Source organism: Rhizobacter sp. P3_C12, from assembly GCF_056402735.1.
Genome location: NZ_JBFUGW010000596.1, coordinates 1 through 1,259 on the forward strand (window position 1 = coordinate 1; position 1,259 = coordinate 1,259).

General features: G+C 63.1%; 3 protein-coding genes. 1 reads left to right on the plus strand and 2 read right to left on the minus strand.

Going from position 1 to position 1,259, the window contains the following annotated elements; genetic code table 11:
* Window positions 1-194: IS3 family transposase (locus tag AC1DXV_RS34800; protein WP_477938069.1), on the plus strand; the 194-nt coding region annotated here is incomplete at its 5' end.
* Window positions 195-607: 413 nt separating this feature from the next.
* Here the strand turns inward: AC1DXV_RS34800 and AC1DXV_RS34805 are convergent.
* The gene (locus AC1DXV_RS34805) at window positions 608-841 is read right to left on the minus strand and encodes an IS66 family transposase (protein ID WP_477938070.1); all 234 of its coding nucleotides are present in this window, start codon (window positions 839-841) and stop codon (window positions 608-610) included.
* 133 nt (window positions 842-974) lie between these two features.
* On the minus strand, window positions 975-1,259 hold a 285-nt coding region (locus AC1DXV_RS34810; protein ID WP_477938071.1), incomplete at its 5' end, for a hypothetical protein.

Genomic DNA, 1,259 nt, shown 5'->3' on the forward strand with positions numbered 1-1,259 from the left:
ACGCCGTGATGGAACGCTTCTTCCTGAACCTGAAGATGGAACGCGTCTGGCAGCGCGACTACGCCAATCACGCCGAAGCGATGATCGATGTCGCCGACTACATCGCCTGCTTCTACAACCCCGTCAGGCTCCATTCCACACTCGGCTATCGCTCGCCCGTCGAGCATGAGCGTCACGCCGAACACACTCACTGAGATTCAACCCAAACCAACTCATTGGCGTGTCCGAAAAGACTTGACCACGACACACGCCTTCCATGTACATCCTGGCAGCTTCGAATGCCTCATTCCAAGCGCTGGCAAAGACATTACCCATGTAGTGCTTTCCCGCATCCTTCGGGTTGTCTCCATGGTATTCCGCACGAGCTTGACGGGTTGCTTGGTCTATGCAAACGCTACCGCTGCACCGCTCCGACGAGGCGCTGTTCGAAGAGCTCGACTCAGCCTTCTTCGCGGGCGCTGGTGATCCAGCGCCATCTGGCGCCTTCTCCGGCGTTGTCTTGGTTGTGGCCGTCTGCGCCGGGCTCACGTCCGGCGCGCTCAGCGCCGGGAACATGATCGTCGTCACGAAGTAGCCCTTCCAGGGCTCCCATGTCTTGCTCGGCTTGTCATCCGACCAGCCGCTCGGGTCCGTGCGCGCCAGCGGATCGTTGCGCACGTAGCTGTAGCGGTTGTAGGCCTGCAGGTCTGCCGGATCGCTCACGAGTTGGTCCACCGACAGGAACCGGCGTCTCGTCGGCATGCAGGACGCGCCGGGCGAGTAGATCTTCGTGCATGGCCTGCACCAACGGCGCCAACTGCACGCCGATGCCGTTGGCCATCGCCACGGCTGCGCTCGACATGCCAGGTTGCTCGCAGGCCGCCACGAGCTGCGCCTTGAACTCGGCGCTGTGCTTGCGCCTTCGGCGGCGCCCAGCCGCCTTCACCACAGTAGTGTCCACGTGTCCACGGAGAAGTTAAGTGGAGTAGAGCCTCCTATGGCTGCGAGCTCAGATCAAGATGACTTGGCCGGACGCATACGCTGGCACGGCCCGTCGCAGCTTCATAGCTCGACTTGCTCACCACCGAGCTGCTGTAGCGCTGCTGCTCCAGCCGATCCCACGCGTTGTAGGCCTGCGCCTGCCACAGCACCGTGCCGGCCGGCAGCGTGACGCTCGCACCCGGTGTGCCCCCTGGTGTGGCCGGCAACGGGTTCACCGTGACCGCCGTCGCCAACGACACGCTGCCGAGGAACCCCTTCGGCGTGTAGCCGTAGTTCAC